General features: G+C 38.6%; 28 protein-coding genes. 1 reads left to right on the top strand and 27 read right to left on the bottom strand.

The features are described 5' to 3' along the window. Positions 1–3: 3 nt before the first annotated feature. From EZM65_RS15090 to EZM65_RS14970, 27 genes are all read right to left on the bottom strand, one after another. Entirely contained in the window at positions 4–2,163 is a 2,160-nt protein-coding gene (locus EZM65_RS15090) for an ArdC family protein (RefSeq protein WP_136669393.1), read from the bottom strand. Between the two features lie 2 nt (positions 2,164–2,165). Next, complete coding sequence (locus EZM65_RS15085) at positions 2,166–2,636, bottom strand: hypothetical protein (RefSeq protein ID WP_136669392.1); 471 nt, start codon at positions 2,634–2,636, stop codon at positions 2,166–2,168. Next, positions 2,627–3,169, bottom strand: a complete 543-nt coding sequence (locus EZM65_RS15080; protein ID WP_136669391.1) for a hypothetical protein — start codon at positions 3,167–3,169, stop codon at positions 2,627–2,629. The genes EZM65_RS15085 and EZM65_RS15080 overlap by 10 nt, the downstream gene beginning before the upstream one ends. Beyond that, positions 3,166–3,300 carry a hypothetical protein gene (locus tag EZM65_RS15820; RefSeq protein ID WP_256371350.1) on the bottom strand — a complete coding sequence of 45 codons (135 nt, stop codon included), beginning with the start codon at positions 3,298–3,300 and terminating at the stop codon, positions 3,166–3,168. The genes EZM65_RS15080 and EZM65_RS15820 overlap by 4 nt, the downstream gene beginning before the upstream one ends. Continuing rightward, a complete protein-coding gene (locus EZM65_RS15075) occupies positions 3,281–3,580 on the bottom strand; it encodes a hypothetical protein (RefSeq protein ID WP_136669390.1) in 300 nt (99 codons plus the stop codon). Before EZM65_RS15075 ends, EZM65_RS15820 begins: the two co-directional genes overlap by 20 nt. Before the next feature lie 75 nt (positions 3,581–3,655). Then, the gene (locus EZM65_RS15070) at positions 3,656–4,216 is read right to left on the bottom strand and encodes a glycoside hydrolase family 19 protein (RefSeq protein ID WP_136669389.1); all 561 of its coding nucleotides are present in this window, start codon (positions 4,214–4,216) and stop codon (positions 3,656–3,658) included. Further along, positions 4,213–4,356, bottom strand: coding sequence for a hypothetical protein (locus EZM65_RS15560; protein ID WP_169051724.1), 144 nt, complete (start codon positions 4,354–4,356; stop codon positions 4,213–4,215). Before EZM65_RS15560 ends, EZM65_RS15070 begins: the two co-directional genes overlap by 4 nt. After that, on the bottom strand, positions 4,356–5,069 hold the full coding sequence (locus EZM65_RS15065) for a hypothetical protein (protein ID WP_136669388.1): 714 nt from the start codon (positions 5,067–5,069) through the stop codon (positions 4,356–4,358). The genes EZM65_RS15560 and EZM65_RS15065 overlap by 1 nt, the downstream gene beginning before the upstream one ends. 2 nt (positions 5,070–5,071) lie before the next feature. Then, positions 5,072–5,494: a hypothetical protein gene (locus EZM65_RS15060; RefSeq protein WP_136669387.1), complete on the bottom strand. Its 423-nt coding sequence runs from the start codon at positions 5,492–5,494 to the stop codon at positions 5,072–5,074. A gap of 2 nt (positions 5,495–5,496) precedes the next feature. Beyond that, positions 5,497–5,994 carry a hypothetical protein gene (locus tag EZM65_RS15055; protein ID WP_136669386.1) on the bottom strand — a complete coding sequence of 166 codons (498 nt, stop codon included), beginning with the start codon at positions 5,992–5,994 and terminating at the stop codon, positions 5,497–5,499. 142 nt (positions 5,995–6,136) lie between these two features. Then, positions 6,137–6,331 carry a hypothetical protein gene (locus tag EZM65_RS15050; RefSeq protein ID WP_136669385.1) on the bottom strand — a complete coding sequence of 65 codons (195 nt, stop codon included), beginning with the start codon at positions 6,329–6,331 and terminating at the stop codon, positions 6,137–6,139. Between the two features lies 1 nt (position 6,332). Continuing rightward, positions 6,333–7,139 carry a hypothetical protein gene (locus tag EZM65_RS15045; protein ID WP_136669384.1) on the bottom strand — a complete coding sequence of 269 codons (807 nt, stop codon included), beginning with the start codon at positions 7,137–7,139 and terminating at the stop codon, positions 6,333–6,335. A 264-nt stretch (positions 7,140–7,403) separates the two neighbouring features. Beyond that, positions 7,404–7,778, bottom strand: a complete 375-nt coding sequence (locus tag EZM65_RS15040) for a hypothetical protein (protein ID WP_136669383.1) — start codon at positions 7,776–7,778, stop codon at positions 7,404–7,406. 58 nt (positions 7,779–7,836) lie between these two features. Further along, positions 7,837–8,400 (bottom strand): hypothetical protein, encoded by a 564-nt coding sequence (locus EZM65_RS15035; protein ID WP_136669382.1) that lies wholly within the window; start codon positions 8,398–8,400, stop codon positions 7,837–7,839. A gap of 38 nt (positions 8,401–8,438) precedes the next feature. Then, positions 8,439–9,074 carry a hypothetical protein gene (locus EZM65_RS15030; RefSeq protein WP_136669381.1) on the bottom strand — a complete coding sequence of 212 codons (636 nt, stop codon included), beginning with the start codon at positions 9,072–9,074 and terminating at the stop codon, positions 8,439–8,441. A gap of 11 nt (positions 9,075–9,085) precedes the next feature. After that, on the bottom strand, positions 9,086–9,718 hold the full coding sequence (locus tag EZM65_RS15025; protein WP_136669380.1) for a hypothetical protein: 633 nt from the start codon (positions 9,716–9,718) through the stop codon (positions 9,086–9,088). Between the two features lie 84 nt (positions 9,719–9,802). Further along, positions 9,803–10,039: a hypothetical protein gene (locus EZM65_RS15020; protein WP_136669379.1), complete on the bottom strand. Its 237-nt coding sequence runs from the start codon at positions 10,037–10,039 to the stop codon at positions 9,803–9,805. A gap of 11 nt (positions 10,040–10,050) precedes the next feature. Then, complete coding sequence (locus EZM65_RS15015) at positions 10,051–10,746, bottom strand: transglutaminase-like domain-containing protein (protein ID WP_136669378.1); 696 nt, start codon at positions 10,744–10,746, stop codon at positions 10,051–10,053. Between the two features lie 134 nt (positions 10,747–10,880). Next, positions 10,881–11,132: a hypothetical protein gene (locus tag EZM65_RS15010; RefSeq protein WP_136669377.1), complete on the bottom strand. Its 252-nt coding sequence runs from the start codon at positions 11,130–11,132 to the stop codon at positions 10,881–10,883. After that, positions 11,125–11,337, bottom strand: coding sequence for a hypothetical protein (locus EZM65_RS15005; RefSeq protein WP_136669376.1), 213 nt, complete (start codon positions 11,335–11,337; stop codon positions 11,125–11,127). Before EZM65_RS15005 ends, EZM65_RS15010 begins: the two co-directional genes overlap by 8 nt. Before the next feature lie 18 nt (positions 11,338–11,355). Next, a complete protein-coding gene (locus EZM65_RS15000; protein WP_136669375.1) occupies positions 11,356–11,619 on the bottom strand; it encodes a hypothetical protein in 264 nt (87 codons plus the stop codon). Between the two features lie 13 nt (positions 11,620–11,632). Further along, entirely contained in the window at positions 11,633–11,974 is a 342-nt protein-coding gene (locus EZM65_RS14995) for a hypothetical protein (RefSeq protein ID WP_136669374.1), read from the bottom strand. Next, the gene (locus tag EZM65_RS14990) at positions 11,934–12,200 is read right to left on the bottom strand and encodes a hypothetical protein (RefSeq protein ID WP_136669373.1); all 267 of its coding nucleotides are present in this window, start codon (positions 12,198–12,200) and stop codon (positions 11,934–11,936) included. The genes EZM65_RS14995 and EZM65_RS14990 overlap by 41 nt, the downstream gene beginning before the upstream one ends. Positions 12,201–12,211: 11 nt before the next feature. Then, complete coding sequence (locus EZM65_RS14985; RefSeq protein WP_136669372.1) at positions 12,212–13,984, bottom strand: hypothetical protein; 1,773 nt, start codon at positions 13,982–13,984, stop codon at positions 12,212–12,214. Positions 13,985–14,116: 132 nt separating this feature from the next. Continuing rightward, positions 14,117–14,401: a helix-turn-helix domain-containing protein gene (locus tag EZM65_RS14980; protein WP_136669371.1), complete on the bottom strand. Its 285-nt coding sequence runs from the start codon at positions 14,399–14,401 to the stop codon at positions 14,117–14,119. 403 nt (positions 14,402–14,804) lie between these two features. Then, a complete protein-coding gene (locus EZM65_RS14975; RefSeq protein ID WP_136669370.1) occupies positions 14,805–15,704 on the bottom strand; it encodes a hypothetical protein in 900 nt (299 codons plus the stop codon). A gap of 296 nt (positions 15,705–16,000) precedes the next feature. After that, positions 16,001–17,230: a site-specific integrase gene (locus EZM65_RS14970; RefSeq protein ID WP_136669369.1), complete on the bottom strand. Its 1,230-nt coding sequence runs from the start codon at positions 17,228–17,230 to the stop codon at positions 16,001–16,003. A gap of 385 nt (positions 17,231–17,615) precedes the next feature. On the opposite strand from EZM65_RS14970, the gene EZM65_RS14965 reads away from it, so the two are divergent. After that, positions 17,616–19,157 (top strand): hypothetical protein, encoded by a 1,542-nt coding sequence (locus tag EZM65_RS14965; RefSeq protein ID WP_136669368.1) that lies wholly within the window; start codon positions 17,616–17,618, stop codon positions 19,155–19,157. Positions 19,158–19,325: the final 168 nt, after the last annotated feature.

Genomic DNA, 19,325 nt, shown 5'->3' with positions numbered 1-19,325 from the left:
TAGTTATTTGACTTTAAATGATAATTTTTCCTTTTTGTGCTGATTTACTACCTTTTTATAGTACATCGAGTATTTTAAGGCGAGGTCGTTTCCTCTGTTTTTTTCCAGTGTGGCAAACCGCTGTTTCGGGTCGGGATGCGAGGAACAATGAATAACCGATGTCGGATTGTGCGCCATCTTGTTACCGCCGTACATTGCCCCGTTTTCCTTTACCTGTGATATGAAACACCAAATGATTTTAGGATATTTGGTACGCAAATAGTTGAGTTGGTCTGCTGTAATTTTCAAATCCGTAACCGAATCGGCAATTATGACTTTAACTACCTTACAGAACCCTTGCAATTCCTCAAATGGGTTTTCCAAGTAGCCTTTAATGGCGATGTATTTCCTGCCTGCTTCGGTAGTATTTCGGTTGATGCTGTCCACTGTGTCCTTGCTTTCAATTCCGCCCTGCTCATAATCGATATAGGCTACTGGTGTCTGCTGTTCTCCAAAGGCATTGGCAATCTGCATGGCGAGTTGGGATTTAGAACTGTGCTTATTTCCTTTTATGAGGATTAAAGCTTTATGGGGTTGTTGCTTTTGCAGAAACTTCCCAATCTCCCCACCCAGTACAAAAACATCTTTCGCTTCCTGTGGGGCAGAACCTGCCGAAACAAAACCCAATTTTTCCAATTCACTAAGGCTTTTATTCTGTCCTGAAGCAATCGTTTTTTTACTCTCTCTAACTGGATTTTTCACAACAGCCGGCACAACTCTTTTTTTCCTCTCTTGCGTATTTTTACGTACATCAATTGTTACCCCTAATGATGCCGAAAGCCCTACTTTTTTGCCTTTGGTAACTTTGGTTTTTACCTTTTTCTTTCCTGGTCTTTTTGTAGCAACTTTCTTAGGGCTTTCTTTAAGTGTTTCCACTTCCTCGCTATCCGTACTTCTACCTAATATATAATTGACTGCCTTTTGTGATTGTGCCGAAGCTTTTAAAAAGAAACGGTTATCATTTTCCAGTTCATTCACCAAAACCTTGTTCCAACCTTTCAGGTACTTTGCCGAGTTTTCCTTGGTCTGAAACAATATTCCTGATTCACTACACATAAAAACCGCTCCGAGTTCTGCAATAAGTTCCTCAAAGGCATACGACTTGCTTCCGAAAGTTCCGCTCATGTCCCTGTTGAGTCTCTTCTTTGCTCCCGTGGAGTGTGTCAGCTCATGGAAATAAGTACAGTAATACGAAGCTTCTTTTTTGAACGCTTTGATATTGGGCATATTGAGTTTGTCGGTTGAGGGCTGATAATATGCCTTGTCTCCGACAAACGTATAGGTCGGTGGGTCTTTATAGCCGTCTATTAAACTTTGTGCCTGCTCAATCGGATTCACATTTTCATTGCCAGTCGGTTCAGGGAATTTTAACCCTGTGCAATCGTCCGCCCTGAAAACATTGTAATATTTAATTACGGGTATCTTTTGCAGGTGTTCTTTTAAATCCTCTTTGGTAAGTCCGTGGGTTTTTACAAACTCGGTGAACTTTTCCCTGTCGGTGGTTTTAAACTGCAAAGTCCCGTTGTCGAAACTGAAAATCATCGTGTAATAAATCACACGTCTTGCCTTGCTGTCTTTCTTTAGGCTCGCACCAGTTTCCTTAATCTGATTGAACGTTAAATAATACGGCTGTATGAAGTTAATCGGTACTAAATATCCTTTGCCTTCCTTGTCAAACTTTATATCGAAATTGAGTAGAAAATTTGCCCCTGTGTATTCCTTTTTGCTTACATAGTTTTTGGCTGCACCATCAGCTCCAGAACCTACCCAATCTTTTTGCCAAGGTAGATGCCCAACCTTTTCAATGGTATTGATAATCAAATTCGTGATATAGCTGTAAATATCATCAGGCGAAACCCCGTTTAAACCCTCGCTGTCCTCTTCCGAGATATATTCCAAAGTAGGCAGTATGATTCTTTGCTCCGCTCCCGAAAGCCCCGCAGGTTCTATAAAATCCATTATCTCAATATCGAAAAGCAAATCATCATTTTGCTGTAAAACCTTTTGGATTCGGTTTGCAATAACCGTGTGCTTTTGCTTTTTGGCTTTTGTCAAAATTGCTTTCAAGGCAGAACGTTTTACTGTTGTTCCACTCAGATTATTAAATGTCGTTACTAAATCCATGTTTACCTGATTATTGAATACTCTTTGCCTAACACACCCAGTATCGTTTCGGTCTGAATGTCTTTTAATCCTGTTATCTGAGAGAGGCTCTGCCAGTTGGAAAGGTTCTCCAGTATCGGAATTTCCACTATCAGATCCTTTAGCACAAATTTTCCTTTGGCGGGAATAGAGACAAAAGATTTGTTTACCGTTATGGTAGCTATCCTTTTGGCTGTTTTGTCTTTCAAGATGATTCTTTTCACTACCGCAATAACCCCGTCAGGACTGAAACTGTTTGTGGTCGGATTATAGAGCGTTACATCCAAATTGAAGCGCAACCGCTTGAAATTAATATCGAAATTCCTTATCCCTGTCGGTACTGCTTTTAGTTTTTTCATTGTTTCTTTCCACTTGTTAAGCTTATTGCTATACCACAAAATCCCTGCTCCTAAAATTGCCCCTGTGATTACGATATGTTTTGCCCTTAACTCCATACGCTTGTTTTTTTTCGGATAAACCCAATTACTTTAAACCCGATATAAACCACAGCCAAAATCCCCAATCCGATGAAAAACTTCTCCAGTTTTGAGAGCGGTTTCTCTACCACAACAGGTATTTTTTTTACCTGTATAATTGTCTTTGCCTTTTCATTTTTTACAGCCGTATTTTCGTTTTTGGTCTGGGCTATCCTAGCATAAAACTCCAACTGTTTTGTAAGCTTGTCGTAAATGAGTTTATAGCTGTTATCCCCTGAATTTTTGGAAGTGTTGAGTTTTGAAAGTATTTCATCGACCTTGGCATTTACCAAACTGTCAAAAACCGCATTTCCTGTTTTACTCTGCACTATCGGGGTAATGAGTTTATCATCGATTGCCTGATTAATCATAACGCTTTTGATACTGTCATTTTTCTGAACCTCGTTTTTGACAATGGTGTTTTCCTGCTTTAATTTTCTAGCTGAAGAACAGCCTGTAAGCAATCCAAAAAAGGCAATTAAAAGGACTAAATATGCGATTGGTTTTTTCATGGTTTTGATTTTTTAAAATGGACTTTGATTGTAAAAAGCAACAGTTCAGAGGCTTCTATTACCTGAAACAAATCGATTCCGTAATACACACCGACTGCTTCAATGATTTTATTAAGTGCCTGTCTTTTCATTGCTCTTGTTGTTGGAACAGCCTGCACATCTTTTTTGATATTCCTGCAACTGTTCTTTGAGGTTTTTGATTTCAATGGTGTTTTCATCAATAATCCGTTGCATTTCTTCAAACTTCTTATCCGTTACTATGGACATCTTGGTGTAAATGGAGTCTATGGCTTCGAGTGCCGAAGCTTCCGTTTTCTTTATTTCCGAGTTTCTTGACCTCCAAGCAATGTATATGGAAACCAGTGTTGTCGAACCTAAAAAGTAGTTTAATAAGATTTCTATCGGTGGCATATCTTTATCCTTTATTTAATTTTAAAACCAAAATCGAGCATCCTAGTAAAAGGGTCGTAGAAGCTAAAAACAGGTTTACTGACCTTTTTGACTGCTCTGTGAATCGCTTTTTTTTTTTAATATCTCAAACAGGTCGAACTGTTTGTAAAATGCAAATTGTTTCTTTCTGTCTTCAAGTCCTGTGAGTCCCCCGTTTATGCCTTTGGTAATGGTAACGATGTCGTTTTTGTCCGCATACTTATTCAGGTTGCCCCAAGCACTCCCTTTCGTCCAATACCAGCAGGCAATCTGTATCGAAATATCAATTCGGCTTGCCAAATCAGGATTACTCACAATGTCAATTCCTGAATATTTCGTAAATTTCTCGTAGTTGCCCCTGCCTGTTAATTGGGTAAGCCCGCGACCCCTGAAACGATAACCGTCCCCTGGCAATCTGTTCCCCAAATACTTGTGGTTTTGGTATTTTTCCTGTGCTTTCTTATATGATATTTTCTCCACGCTTGCCGTAAAACCACCGCTTTCGTGGTGTAGTTGCGCAATGAAATGAACCACCCGCAAAGGCGTGTTAATGCCATACTTGACAAGGTTTGCCACCAATGAAACTGCGTTATCCAAAAGGAAAATCGGTAAGGTCATAATATTACTTTTTTGGGTTCAACTTTCGGTTTGTCGTTGGGTTGGGTTACGGGTTGCGGGCTTGTCCCATTGCTTATCGAAGCGATAACAAGTGCGCCCAATACTCCTAAACCAATCCATATCCCTGTATTTGTATTCATTATCTCCAGTCTTTTAATCTGATTTGTTTAACTCCCTTTTGGGTGAAAAGGGCATTTTCCGTATTTCTTCCAAAATCACCGTCCGCCTTGATTTTAAGTAACTTCTGCAATGTTCTTACTTCCATGCCCTTGCTTCCTTTTTTAAGCAACTTGGATTTATCAATATCCGATGCTGTTGATACGGCAGGAACCGTTGGCAGTATTTTACCCACTGGCTTTATTACACTGTGGTCGGGAATCCAGTAAATGTCATTTAGAAATGCTCCGTTTCTTTGGGCAACATAGCGGAAAGTCCCGTCAGGTTTTCTGCCTACCCAGATAATTCTCCCTATTCTGTCCCCTTTTTTAAAAGTGGCTTTTCTAATGCCCTCACTGGTATAATTTCCGTCAGCCATTTTTCGGGCATCGTAGGTCTTTGTGCCGTTAAAACCCGTTGCCATGACTTCCTGACCCACGCTGTACCTGAACGAATCCGCTTCCCGAACAGGCTGTTCAGTAACTGTTTTAACAGGGATTATCGGAGCGGTTGCCAGCGGTGGTGCTTTTATGGGTACTGTACTATTTCCACTGGGTTGCGTTTCCTCAGGAGCATACTCCAGTTCTGCCTCCTGCAACGCCAGTTTATCTTTGCTTTTCTGTACGAAATAATAAATACCACCTCCCACGGCAAGGGCGATACCGCCTCCAATCCATAATTTATCTTCTGTGGTCATTGCTATAAATATTTTGGATAATTTGATTTTAATAATTGATAATCGCTATCGCTTAACTCTTCCTTGAGCCACACTTTCAAAGGGTGCTTTACTGGGGTTTGCCATAAGGCGAAATAGGTATTGCCCGTTAACCTGTTATAATATCTGCTTCCAAAGGCTTTGACTATCCATGAAAATTGAGCCTCATTGATTCCTGTGAGCGTTGTCAGAATGGTCTTGCGCTTTTCGGTATTGGTGAAATTGGCTTGTTTCATCGCATTGTAAAGCGTGGTGGCAATATCCTTGGCGTTAATGCTCTGTTCTGTTGGATTTCCGTCCTGATACGCTTTGCCTTTCCTTGTCTTGTTTGCCTGTGCTATGGAAAAAAGCAGTATCGTGAGTCCCACAACACCTACCGAGATAGGCAGTATTTTTGAACTTTCCATGATTAAAAAAAGTTGGGGATTAAAAAGCGTAATTCCATCAGTTCGTTTTGGCTGAACTGGTCGGCAAACCATTCTAGCAACGTCATTTTTTTCGATAACGGGTTAACGCCTTTGCGCTGTCCAAACTCATTATGAATCCTCACAAACCCGTTGGGATTAACCCCCATAAGGTTTTGTTTTACCGATTTAAAACCGTTGCCCATTCCATACATCGCACTATAAATCGCTTCTGCCTTGTTTTTAGCCATTCCAGTTGAGATATTGCTCGGTCTGTCCCTTTTGTTTTCTTTAAGCGGGGAAAAACCGTTAAATATCTTTGTGTAAGCAAAATAACCTATCCCTACAAACAGAGCTGTTTTCAAAACTCCTTTTACTATCGAAGCGGTAGCGTTTACCCCTGCATTTGCATTTTCCAGTGTGTTGGCGATTGCTTTCTGTCCCTGCGGGGTTGAAGCAACAGCCGTAAGTACTGCGGGATTATGTAAACCTTGTCTTTTCATAGTTGTTTGTTGGCTGTAGTATTGCTCCCGATTTCATTTCATTTTATCAATTTCATCTTTAGGAGCAATGGTCTTACAGCTATGCTTAATGGTTGTTTCACCCGCCCGCAAATGGAGCGCACGGGCAGGCTACTCCAACGCTTTACATTATGAACTCCTTAATTGTCTGCCAGCTCTGGGGGTCGTTGACCATTGCAATGGCTTTTTTGGATTTTTTCAGCTCCACCAGTTTTTCCAAAACCTCGTTATCCAAATCCGCCAGTTCCTGAACCAGTTTTGTCTTTTTCTGTAATTTGAAAGGGTTGCTCTCCTTTGTTTTTATATTCAACACACTCATTTTATACTAACATTTGATGTTTTTGTAATAACCCGAACAATTCCTGTGAGAAAACATTATTTTCGCTTTTCTCGTTGATTTTCTGATAAATGACCGAAAGCAGGGTTATGGTATCATCGTCAAGGGTTTTGATGATGTCCAAGAATGCTTTTTTAGCATCCGAATAGCCCTCGTCCTGTAAATCCTCCCCCGATGCCATTGCCAAACCTGATGATTCGACAGGCACGTTGAAACCCAATCCTTTTAAGATAAGCGGTGCTTGCTTGACCACTCCCAAAAGCATATTGTTCAAACTGTCGTTTCTCTCCTTGGTGTACTTCTTCTGTAACTTCTCCTCGTTGAGCTGGTCGTTTTTGGCTTTGAGTTCCCTGTTTTCCCTCTCGGATTCTTCCAGTTTTCGAGCCAGTTCGCCCCTGTCGTGCGCTTGCAGTTTCAAATCAAAAATCTCGGCGATTCCGAGTCCCATCAGTCCGCTTTTTTTCTTTTTCTTCTTCTTTTTAGCGGTTTGCATCAGCTCTGATTCATTAGTTTTTGATTTCTTTTGTGTTTCACCGAAAGTCACATCAAAAGGTTCTCCCTCAATCTTAAAGGCATTCACCCCGTTTTTTCTTTTCTCCTGAATGGTCAGTTTGGTGTAACCCTCATCGTAGAGTTTCTCAAAAAAACTTTCGGGTGTTCCGTACTCGTCCTTTATCTGCTCGTGGGTTACATTGCGGAAAATCGGTTTTTCCGTTTGTCTGTCTGTAACTGTGACAGCACAAAATTTGTCGCTCCCCAGTCTATCCATCAAATCATCTAATTGCTCCATTTTAAATTAGTTTCTTGTAAATCAGTACTATTCTACATCTGACTTTTGGGTTCTTTTGGGGATAAACAACCTCCAATTGTACCCTCGAAAAAGTACCGTCTGGAGGGATTAAAATCTGCTTTTGTGTCGGATAGATTGTAACCCCGTTGATAACCGCAACAGTAGTTCCAGTATTTAACACGGAAAGACAGGTAACTCCCTCTAGTATTGGAATTTGTTCTTCCTTAAACTCCCTTGTTATAAAAGCAGATTCCACAAACATGACTATACTTTTTTAATGGTATTGTTGTATAAAAACACCACATGGAATTTCAGAGGGACTAATCCGCCAAGGGGTTCGTCCAAAGCAAAAAGGAGTGAATAATCCTTATTGCCTGTATCGAAATTCAGAGGTTTGAAACTCTTTTCGTATTCACCTCCATTAGACTGTCTCCAGTTGTCGATGTGAACCGCAGGGATAATGGCAATACTGTTATCGTCTTTCATTTCGATAGTTGTCATTGCACCTGCCGTTTTCTCAACTCCGTTGGTGTACACCGCTACTCCTGTGGTAAAGCCGATAGGCAGTTTGAAATTCTCCGATGTGTTGCTTTCTCCTGGTCTTATGATTGCCTTTACTACATATTGAATTTGTCGCATAACTCTTTAAGATTTAAAAAGCCGTAGCCCTTTGACTTCGGCTTTTAATTGTTTCTTACTACTTTTTAGCTTCGGTTACTCTGAATTCCAATCGCATAAACATTGGAACTCCTTCTTTAACAGGAACAGTAACCCCTTTTGGAAACTCCAGTTCCAGTTTGAACTCCTCTTTGGCTCTTAAAAGCGGAGTGGTTGCAATGGGACGGTAATCATCCTGTTTGAAATTCTGAATATCGGTAAGCGGTAAATCAATGAGCATGTCGTTGGTTTGGATCAGTCTCAAATCGGCGTTTTGCAATTCCGCAGGAAGTGTGTCCTTGCTTTGCCAATTGGCACTTTCAATTCTGTTTCCATACGTGGTAAACTGCACACGGATGGCATCAATCACCACATCACGTCCCGAATTCAAAAGGTTTCCGTCAAAATTGGTTATCCCGACGATTTTCTTGGTGTTGGCATCAACGAGCTGGTTAATACCGCTCATTCCGTCAACTCTTACGTTCAGGTAAAAAGTCTTATCGACCAATTTTGTAGGCTGTGGTCTGACAGCCTGAATGTGTTGGCGTTGTCTTGCCCCTAAAACTTTAATTGCTCTTTGCAATTGTGGATTTCTATTTTCCATCTTTCTTTATGAGTTAAATTTTACTTCTTATTTGTGGATTACAGTATGTAATTCCCGTTTTGGTCGATATAAGCCCCTAAGCCTTCATCATCGTCATAAGCTCCCAGACCATCCTCGTCATATCCGTTTAAACCGTCTTCGATGTAGTTCCCGTTTGCATCAATGTAACCGCCCAAACCATCTTCATGGTAATTGCCTGCATCGTCAAAATAGCCGTTAAGTCCCTCTTCATCATAACCGTTTAAACCGTCTTCGATGTAGTTTCCGTTTGCATCAATGTAACCGCCCAAACCGTCTTCATGGTAGTTGCCGTAAGCATCGATGTAGCCGTTTAGACCGTTTACCGCTCCTGAAAGACCTGCTGCCTTTTGCATGAATCTTCCCATTGCTGTTTCAGGGTTTAGTTTGGAGGCGATTTTTTCGGATGAAAAAACATTCTTCACAAGTTCCAGACCGTGAGCAATCGATACCCCGATTGCCGAACCTCTTAAAAGCGAACTTTTGGTATCGCTCCCTTTTACTTTTACTGCCAAAAATCCCGCACCAACAGCAACCGCACCATTAACAACACCTTTTACCGTGTTGGAGGATGTCTCGGTCATAGTGCCTGTAAGACCTCTTGAAAGAGCGCCTACAACAACGGCAGAACTGATTGTTATTAATTCCTGTTTCATTTTTCTCTTTATTAATTACTTTTTGAACTTGTGGCTAAAAGGATTCCGCCAACCGCAACCGCTCCTATGACAATAGGGATAGTATAATTTGGCTTATCCGTCGGGGTTGTCCCGCTCTCGATTTGGGCGGTTTCCCTTTGCGCTTGTACTTCTTCCTTTAAATTCTCGACAGGAATGTCCTTGACTTTGGAAATGGTCTCAAGCTGTGCATCGTTTGGAACTTCCCCGCCAGTCTCTGTGCCTGTAGTTAAGGATTCCGCCGAAACTCCTTTTACCTCTGCAATGGTTTGTAATTGAGCAGGTGTCGGAGTCGCATTTGGCATCATTTCGACTGGCGCGGTAGTTTCAATTTGTGGCACTTCGACCTGTGCAGGCTGTACCTGATTGCCTGCAAAGGCATTTTTAATGGTAGGCTTCACAACATTGTTTATCGCAAATTTGCCTACTTTGCTCTTGCCTATTTTGGTGGCTAATTTTAGGGCTTTACTGCTTTTAACCTTAGTAAGTATTTTACCTACTTTACTGTCGAGTACTTTGCTCACCAAACCTCCTCCGGGAATAATACTCATAGCCATCGAAGCAATAGGGACTATCTTTTTGCCGACTTTAACAGCATTTTTGATAGATACGTTTCTTAATCTCACATTCTTTTTAAGCATCTTGCCGATTTTAAGCCCTTTGTTCAAGCCTGCATTTAATCCTGTTTGTTCTTCTAATATCAACATAGCCTATCTTTTTAAAAGTGTGTGCGGGGCAAATACTCCTTTGATTATTCGTTTTCTCTGATTTTTTTTAATCAGGGTGTGGGGTGCTAATGCTCCTTTTATCAGTTTTCCTCTTTTGTTTTTGGGAATCATAAGATGCGGGGCAAATGCCATTTTTGCAATATTTTTCAATTTCAGTTTCTTTAAAAAACCTCTGTTCAATCCTGCATTTAATCCTGTTTGTTCTTCTAATATCAACATATCCTTATCTTTTAAAATGGAAACCTGTTTCTACTGGTATTACTGTTTTTCTTTGGAGCTGACCTCTTTTTTGTTTTGCCCGATGCCCCTTTTAATCCTTTTCTCGGTCTGGGACAGTTAAGTCCCACGTGTGGCAGTTTCTGATTCATAAAAACATCTTTTTTATCCGTATAATTCGGTTCTTTGTTACTCTGCAAAGTCCCGTCAATAATGCAGTGACCTTTATCCAGTTTCCCGCTTTCTTGGTCAAATGGCACAACCACATAAACATGGGTGTACTGTCTTGGATTGAAATTGGGCTGTTTAATCTGCCTGATGTAATGCTTGATTCCCAAATTCATCAGTACCGAACTGGCAAAAATCGAGTAGCTCTTACAGTCAATGCCCTCCCGTCTGTTAAACCAACTATTGGCTGGACTTCTTAAATTCTGTGTCACACCGTCCGCCTGATACTGGATGTCGTAATACAAAAAGTAATGGATCTTATCACAGGTCTGTTGAATCGTTTTTCCTTTCAGGATTTGCGATAATTTGGCAACCTGCTTGTAAAATGTCTCTACCCATACTTTCATCATTGCAACCGAATAAAAAGTATCACCTGCTTTGAGTTTTACCTTTTGCCCTTTGGGCTTTTCAATCAGGTGGTTGAACTCGTCACCGTTTTTTATCCTGCGTTTGAGTACTAAGTTGATTTCACCCTTTGTCATTATTAGTTTCTCTAACTTTCTTGAACAAAGGTTTGAAATAAAAAACCCCTGTCGGGCTGATTTACAGGGGTTAGCGGTGATTTCGACTGATTGATAAGAATTGCAATTGTTTTTCCATACAATTGCAATTCTTATCAATCATCGTCCTCTAAATAATAGCCTACGGGCAACCCGTAAATGGCGATAAATTCCTCTAAAATATCAGGCGGTACGCTGTGCATTCCTATGGAATAACCGCATTTCTGCACCTCCTTTATCTTGGCTTCGATTATGGTATTCACACCTCTTTTTATAGTGGATTCGCTCATTTTGTTTTTCAGGTACATAACAACCAGTTCCGATTTGGTTACGGCTTTAGGCATTGGTTTTTTATCTTTCTTATTCATCGCTGGGTTTCTTTAAAATTCTACGCAAATCATTGATATGGAACAAGGTTTTAAAAAGCCTGTCTTCCAAAGAACTGACTGCTTTTTTCTTGCCTTTAAAGAGGAAAACAACAAATTGCAATGGGATGGTTAAAACAATTGCAATGCACAGCAATAACACATAGCTATTGCATAGCAGGATTTGAAGACGGATATTGAGTTTCATTTGTCTATTTTTTTAAAGTTATTTTGAGCAAAAATCAATTCTCAGGCGGTTTCTTATCAGAAAGGTGTACTTGTACTTCTGACCGTTTAAAACCTTGGCAAAAAGCTTTGTTTTCAGTTTTTCGTCGTTTATCAGTTTAGAAACCGTATTGGCAGTTCTCAGCTTGGTGTTCTTAACTGGGTTTTCTTTGGGGTTTTCGAGTACCCTGATAATGAAATTCTTATTGATAATGGCATTGGTGGGGTAGAGCGATTTCTTCCCTGCAATAAGCTTCTTTTCCATAACCCTGTCTTTTTTAAATATTAACCAATTTTTCGTGTAATACATCCGAGACCATTTGCATTGCAATTCTCTGTACTTCGGTTCTTTCTTCCCTTTGCCACTGACAGCAAAACAGCAGTATGACCGCCTGTGTGGGTGAAAGGGTTAAGTTCGATTCCTGTTTTTTGCTTTCAATCTTTGTCCTGAAAAGGAAAAACATGCTTTGAAGTGTGTCGATTACAATAATATCATTGCAATAGTTTTGATAATCATTGCAATGGGCTAAATTGTCAATTTTATGCCTGATGAATTTTAGGAGTTCGGACTGTATGATTTCAATGTCCGCTGTTTTGATTTTCTTTAAGGCTATTTTCATATTTGAATTTGAATTGAGAGATTAATAGATTGTTTTCATAGAACTGTACCACGTTGGTAATCCCGTAAAGCGGGCTTCTTTCAAAGCGCTTGAGCATGCTTCTGATAACCAGTTCGCTCTTGCGTTTGTTCTGGTTAATGGGAGACCACCAAACCTTATTTCTATGTTTGTTTTGGGTCAGGATGACCATTTTGATTTTCGATTTTGTGTTTTCAAATACTGGCATATTTCTTTGTTTTAAAATTCAAAAAGGCTGTACTTTACAACTTCATTGCCTGTTATTGCAATGGTTTTCTCATTGTCCTGCAATGATTTTTTCAGTATCAAATCAGGCAGTTTCTCGATGTATTCTTTAGGCAAGTTCTTCTCTACATAGTCATACAATTGCGTGTAGGTCACTTTGTTTTTGAAAAAGCGGTTAAGAGCCGTTTCACATTTCTTGGCATGGTTTATCGTCTCTTTTCTTCTCACGGCATTGCACTCCTGTTTTTTCTTTAAAGCATCGTATTTGGCTACTGCCTGCAAATGTTCGTTCCATTTAATTTTGGTGTATTCAAAACCGACTTCTTTCGAGGTTTTGCGGGTCATATCGAAATAATCAAATGGGAAGAGTGGCGGGAACTGGTGTTTGGCAAACCATTTTCTTGCCCATTCGATACGCCAGCGCATTTGCTGTATTTCGTCCACCAATACGCTTTTATTGAAACTGTTGCCTGTAAAGGCTATCCATTTGTTTTGATAGTACAGGGTAATTGCCTTTTTCCAACTCCCCGCAAATGGGGTGGAAAACCTATAAATCTTGGATATGGATTTAAAGAAATCCTGTATTGCAAGCTCCCTGAACTCGTCATTGGTCAGCGTTCCCGAAAAGGCTTCTTTGTAGAGATAGCGGATGTCAATGGGCTTGTAATTGTAATATTCCCCACTGGCAAGGTTTACCGCCAATTCCTGCGGGTGGATAATCAGCTCTTGCAGTTTTTCCGATAACGTATTTTGGACTTTAGCAGTTTTCGCGCCCGCCCCTTGGTTTGAACTCTCTGCATTGCTGGCATGTGTTCCAGTAGAAAAAAACAAATAAGAAGGCGTGAGGGCTTGCCCCGAACTCCTTTTGGATTGAGAAATGTTTTCAACATTCTCATTCTTTTGATATTCATTTAATATTGTTCCAGTATTTTCATTGTTATCAGGTAAAAGATTCCAATATTCACATTTAAGTTGCTTGTTTTCAGCGTTTTTCAATTTTGAGGTTTTCATGTCCAAAACCACCAAGATTTCAGGGTTGATATGCACCTCTACTGGCTTGTTTTGACCTGCAAAATGATATTCGACAAACACGCCCGCCTCTTCCAAACGCTGTCTGTGATTGCGAACCGTTTTTGAGCAGATGTCAATACTGTTTATCTCTTTTCGCTTTAACTGGGTAACCAAAAAGGAATTGATTTTAAACTCCTGAACAGGGCGTTTAGCTGTAATACCTGCCTTAATGAATTTTTCGTTGCATTTCATTAGTTGGCAGTTGTACAGGTGCAAAAGGTTTTGAAAAACAATCTCGGTGGCGTATTTCACGCTTTGGATTTTCTTTTTCTCCACAATCAGCCCGTAACTCTCACAAAAAACATCCACTTGCTCGTTGTAGGCTCTGGGTTTTAGGCTCTTTTTACTGCTTAAAAAGACTTTTCTAAATTCTCTTTGGACTTCTGTAAGCGGGTTTTCTCTGCAAAACTCCGCAACTGAAGCATTGTGCTTTTGGATAAGCTCATTTTCTGCCTGAGTCTTGAAATTGTAACTGGCAATATACTTTCGGTAATTGTCCATAGTGGTGGCAAAGGCTTCTTCGATTATCGCTGGATAAATTGCAATGATTCTCTTGTCCGATTGCAATGAAATTGCGTTTTGTATTGCAATGGTCGCCTCGGTGTCTTTTTTCTCCTGCGTGGTTCCATAACCAAAGAGATTACAAGCAAGGGAGAAAACCCTATCGTCTAATTTTTGTGGTGTAACAGTTCTCATAGTGTTTATTTTTAACCTATCGGCAAGGCGTAAAGATTTACGCCTTAGCGTCAAGGGAATTCAGCGGATTGCTGTCTATGTAAGGTGTCATTGCAATTGTTTGGATAAAAATTGCAATGGTATTGCAATGGTTTATTTACTCTTGAATGATTTATTGTAGTGTTCTGCCAGTAGTTTATCCACATCCGACATCTTGTAGTAGATTTTGTTTCCAACCTGTGAGAATGAGATTTTGCCCTCGTCCCTCCAACATTGTGCGGTACGCTTGGAGATACCCATAAACTGTATGAATTCCTCATTATCCATAAAGGATTTTTTAGAACCTTTGGATTCCGTGGCAGTAAGTAACTCTTGCAGTGTATCGAGCCTTGAAGTAAGCTCTGTAAATTGTGCTTTGGATAAGATAAATACCTCCATGTTTTTGCTCATTTAAAAATTATAGAGCAAATGTGTGGACAATGAAAAAGTCTTTTAGTCCCCACTTAGTCCCCTGGGGACTAAGTTTTTTTAACGGGCTTTGGGAAGCCCTTATTTTAAAGGGATTTTGCAATTTGCGATTGTACCAAAACAGGGGTGTGATTCAAAGAGTCTGGGGACTTTTTTGTTTTGGGTGATACTGGGCTGAAATAAAGCCCTAAAAAGCTGTTTTGGGGCTGTTTTTTCCGTGTTTTTCGCTTTAAAAACAGCACTAGGAAAAAAGTCCCCGACTAGGCTGGGGACTTTTTTTCTATCAAAAAACCTTATTTTACAAGGCTTTACAGGATTTTAGCACTTTATAAAAACAAAAAGTCCCCGAGAGTTTCGGGGACTTTTTCCAGTTTTATAAAAGTTTGCTTATATCTATCCTTTTATTGGTGTTGGGACGTTTGTCTTCCCTTGAGGGTTTGAGGATGGTTTTAACGCTCTGCAAGCTTATTTCCCTGCCGTCTTTATCTACAAAAGTATTTACAATCATATCGGCTATATCATTGATATTACCCTCAATCATCGGCTTGCCTTCCACAAATATCTCACAGGACATTTGATAGAATATATCCACGAACTGATTGACATTGCAATTGAATTGTAATTTAACGGGCGCAAGTGAATTGCCCGTGGCACTGGGCTTAAACTTCTCAATACTGCTCTTGATGCTTTGCAGTTCATAAATCTGTTTGATTTCCTTACTGCATTGCAAGTCGAAAAGTGGCAGTTTTTGATTGATAAACTCAATGTTTGACTGCCTGTATTCGTGCTTTTCTTTGGTCAGTAAAAGTATTTTCTCATTATCGTCTTCCATACTATCTGCAATCTTTTTGATTTCATAGAATGAAAAGTACCTGTCCTCACTCTCTGCATTGATGTATTTCTTGGCAATGGTCTGCTTGATTTCTTTGCCACTGGAAAACTGGACTTCTTTTCGTTTGGATTCAATCAGGTTGAATAGTTTGTTGTAACGGCACAGGGCTTTTTTACTGGTAAATAAATCCTCGTTATTGGAAATCAATTCTTCAAAACGGTTTAACCATACAATGGGTTCTTTGACCAAAGTGGCTTGATAATTCAGAAAAATAGGGTAATCGGATTGGTGGAGTTCAAAAATCTTTTTCATCAGGGCATTGCAATAGTCCTGCAAGGTTATTTTACCCTCGATAATAATATCAAGGTTGTGGCTTGAAGCTTGGTTAGGGCGTACCACCGCCATTTCGACAAACGAGGCGGTTTGAAAATTTGACTCCATAAAATTGAAAGCTGTTTGTTTTTGGGTTTGTGTATTCTTTAGAATGGCAATTTTAAACCTGTCCCTTTCTCATTTTTTGAGCCTATGCTTTCAATACCACTTTACTTGCTTTTGGAGGGGATTCCGATTTAAAAAAGAACTCCATTCTTTGGGTCTAAAATAGAGGAAAAAAAATCCTCTTTTTCAAAAGGATTTCATAATTTTTTATTAAAATTTTATTACGATTTTAACTACTATTTTACACATTTAAAACAACGTAAAATCATTGCTTTTTATTATTCTTATTTTTTTATGATTTAATAAATAAAATCATCAACCGCCTTATCCAATTCCTCGCCCAATATTTTTGCATATATCTGTGTGGTTCTAATATCCTGATGCCCCATTAACTTGGAAACATGCTCAATTCTCATGCCATTATTTAAAGCATTGGTCGCAAAAGTGTGTCGGCTCAAATGAAACGACAGGCTAAAATCAAATTTTAAAGCTTTCCCTATTCGGTTTAATTGAAAGTTTATCGAACCTGTGGCGTTCTCTTTTATCTTTTGGCGATATTCCCTGTTTTTTAAATATTGCTCTTTGTGTTTGATAATCGGAAAAATAAAATCCGTTGGGTCGGGATTTTCTTTTTTGTATTTCTCGATAATATCCAAAGCCAATTTCCCAACTTTAAACTGGTGTTCTGCCTTGGTTCGGTTTACTGTTTTGTTGATGGTCTTTTTAATCTTGGCATCTGCTTCTAAAAAATGTTTGTATTGCAGTTCCACCACGTCCCCGAAACGCAAACCTCCTGCATAAATAGAAAACACGAACATGTCTTTTGCCAGTTCGGCAAGTGAACCCTCTTTTACTGGATATTCCATAAAGGCTGTGATTTGCTCTTTCTTTAAAAAGGTTCTCGGTGCCGTATTCTTTTTTAAAGTAAGCTTGCTGAAAGGGTACATATACTGGGGAATAATATCCTCTTTAATGGCTTCCTTGAACATGATAGCCAAAATCATTATCGAATAACGTTGCGTGGTTAGACCGTTCCCTAATTCATTGACCATATATGCCATATAATCCATAAGCAGGGAAACCGTAATATCATCAAAGAACACATCTTTTGTCCCTACCCAGTCTTCAAACTTTTTCAGATATAATTTATAATTCTTATATGTTCCCACCGAAACACTCCCTTTTATTTTCTCACAGCGCTTGTAAGCGTAATCGAAAAAATTAGGGACTTCTTTTCCTTTAATGGCATCTTTGAGTTTCTTTGCCGAAACTGTTTTTACCTTTCTTTCCAAATCCGCAACCTGTCCCTCCGCATCGGCAACTTTTTGGGCAATCGAAGCGTTCATCCTTGCGCTATTGGGGTGGTTCTTTTTTACCCTTTGTTTGGTTTCGTCCCATTCGCTTTCTTTGAGCTTCACCCCGACAGAAATAAATTTGGCTTTCCTATCCTTGATAACCCTTATATACAAAGGGCAATGTCCCGTTTGGTCTTGCTGGTGCGTTCTTAAAATTAACTTAATGGATGCCATAAATTGCAAAAATTAAAAAGTTGTACTATATTTACAAAAGGAAGCAAACGGGTGAAGTCTTTGAAAATAAAGCGTTTCATTTGAAAGCAACCTGAAACGAAAGTACAACATTTGGTACAACAAAGCAAACATTTGATTGCTTTTTTTTACGTTCATTTGCATCGATTGAAAAAACAAATCCAATAAATACGGTACTTTAGAAGCATTTAAAAACGTGAAGTGTTATAATATAGCTAACAGCGGTTTTGAGCAAGTGGGGGTTTAGTCTGTATCTGGGAGAGCTTGTTTTATTTAATCTTCCATCCTACTTTGCAATCTTTTGGCTAAATTTGTCCCCACCTGCTCAAAGCCGGCGGGACGTTGTGCGACATAATTAAAAAACGAAATGGAATTAACTGAACTCGAATCATCAAAATTTATCGAATTACTCCCAAATCCGAATCAAGTTGATGAGGAGTTTATGGAAGATGGTGGATTTAATAAAAGATTTAATCGTGTTAAAGTAATTGGTTCAGTAGATCTACAAAACTTAGAATTCGAAAATCCTTTAATCTTTAATAGCTGTGAATTTGATAAAATTACGATTCAAGACGTTGATTTTTCCGAATGGATCTGGTTCAAAGAATGCACGTTTCATGAAGAAATTATAATATACAAGGGAGATTTCAATCTTTTTCATTTCACAAACTGCTTGTTTAAAAAAGGTATTATAATCTATGATGCCATATGCGAAAATTTTGTTTTTGAGAATAATAATTTACTTCAGCCTTTAAAAATAAAAGGTGGAGAAATTGAAAAATTTGTTTATCAATCTTTAGATGACAAATCACAGCTTAACGTAGAAGGAATGTTTACATTTTTAAAAGAAGTAAATATTTTTTCAAATACAGGAGCGAATATAACTTTTGAAAGTTGCATTATAAATCTGCTTTCAATTACTGGAAATTTTAACTCATCTTCAAAGGCAAGTTTTTCTAACATAAAAATTCACCATACAATAATTATAAACGTTAATAATGATGGAAAAATCTACTTTTCAAATATTTTATTAAAGCAAGTCCTTAATTTAAATCATCATTTTAACTTTCAGAGATATCTTTCTCCTGATAATGAAGAAGCTGAGCGTTTATTAAATTTTTTAAAAAAATTTCCAGACGAAAATAGTTTAGTTAGAATATATAATAACTTCTACTTACCATTTGGGTTACGAGAATTCATCGAATATGTGTTTAGTAATCATATAATCAATTTTTATTCAAGTAATGATTCTTTTAACAAACCGAACTTTGAGATTAACTATTCCTCTGTTGGAATTTTGGAGCTTAAGAATATTGTTTTGGATAATGCTAGTGTTAAGATTGAGTCATCTGATTTATCAAATATTAAATTAATCAATACGACATTCAAAATTATAAATAGTAGAACTTCTGAAAATAAATTCCACATATTTAATGATCTATATACTTCTGCAAACAGACAAAATAACGTCAAAGATAAATTAGAATATTATAGAGAATCACAGGAAGCATTAAAAAAGTATTTGATTGAACAAAAGGAAAAACATTGGTCAACACAAGGATCACTAATTTCAATTAAAACCTCACATTTCTACAGCAGGCATGGAACAAATTGGATGAGAGCATTCTTAATTACCTTTTTAGCCGGCCTTACTCTTTTTATTATATTTATCGCATCCTTCGAAAATATTATTTTCGACTTTACTCCTTCTGGAAGTGATTTTTTTATCTATAAAGTTTTAAAATATTTTCCTGAATATTTAAACCCAGTTCATAAATTAGATTTTATGAATGAGACTGGCCTTAAATTAGGAATTTTTTCTGGTTGGGTAGATATTTTAAGTAGGATTATCATAGGAATTGGAATTTTTGAGATAGTGCGATCATTTAGAAAATTTGTACGATCTTAAAATTATTACGTCGCACAACAGCGGTTTTGAGCAAGTGGGGTTTTAGGGGAAAACCAAACTTCTTTTTGTATATTTGGCTTTAGGAATAAACAAACTAAAGGTACAAAAAATCCCCACCTTCTCAAAGCCGGCGGGACGTTACCAGTAAGTGCCGAACCGACGCTCCGA

It is taken from the genome of Flavobacterium sp. H122, from assembly GCF_004959765.1.
Classification (GTDB): Bacteria; Bacteroidota; Bacteroidia; order Flavobacteriales; family Flavobacteriaceae; genus Flavobacterium.
This window is presented reverse-complemented; position numbering and strand designations above follow the sequence as displayed.